This is a genomic window from Candidatus Spyradosoma sp. SGI.093 (assembly GCF_050314555.1).
Lineage (GTDB): Bacteria > Verrucomicrobiota > Verrucomicrobiia > Opitutales > UBA953 > Spyradosoma.
In genome coordinates this window covers 1-928 of record NZ_JBNPNH010000021.1, presented here as the reverse complement: position 1 = coordinate 928, position 928 = coordinate 1, and the positions used below count along the sequence as shown (strand labels likewise).

Genomic DNA, 928 nt, shown 5'->3' with positions numbered 1-928 from the left:
ATCCCAGAAGACGACGCGTTTGAGCGCGAGCGTTTCCGTTCCCGCGGAGTCAGATCTTTTCGTCTGCCAGTTTGTCATTTTTCTTTGTGCAATTCAGATTCAATGGAAATACAACACAAACAGGACATACACACCATAAAAATGCACCCCAGTGTGATACCTGCCATGCGAAGATGCACACTAAATCTTCGTCCTCTGAGTACTTAACTATTTCTGCTCCAACCGCTAATTCCTCTCCTAATAAATATCGAGTTGTATTAAGTACTTTCTCTTTTTCAAGCTCCGTTTGAAAATTTCGAGATGTCGAAAGAATCTCAGAAACACGCTCCAAATATTTTTTCAATATCGATCGTTTTATATACATTCTTACGTCCTAAATATCCCGGTTTTATCCATTGCGTGGAAGGCATTTCGAATATAGGATTTGTTTACGAATATCACTTCCTCGTTTCCCTTTTATATAACACATAATATTAATATGCTTTCTGAAACATTTATAGAATTTTACATATGGGAAACTCTCTGTCACATCAAATGCTAAGAACTCGTGGTGTGCACTGTGCACTTGGATCTTGCATCTCAAGCACTTTATTTTTCGCATTAACTCACTGACCGTTTTTCCCGCAAGAGATAATGCCGAGATCTCTGTCAGCGAAAGCTCCGCAGCCAACGCGGGTCCCATGATAACCGCGCCAGCAGCAATTGCCGCCGCAATGGCACTATACCGTTCTTGCTCTGGCGTCGGACGATATCCAACGATAGGCGCGTATGTGTCGACGGTATTGCATCCTCCGGGACAATAAAACGCGCCGCCTAACCGATCAACAATCAAAATGCTATCGTTTCTGCAGAAAACGTAGAGGTTGAGTCCACCGCGCTCTTCGATTGGGTCGCGGGAGAGGAAGCGCCCGAGGGCGGGCGAGTAGTG

At 44.5% G+C, this 928-nt stretch carries 1 protein-coding gene; it reads right to left on the bottom strand.

Annotated features, from left to right (window positions below):
• Positions 1-388: 388 nt before the first annotated feature.
• Positions 389-928 (bottom strand): RHS repeat-associated core domain-containing protein (locus ACQREB_RS08810; protein ID WP_427767826.1); only part of this gene is annotated, 540 nt, incomplete at its 5' end.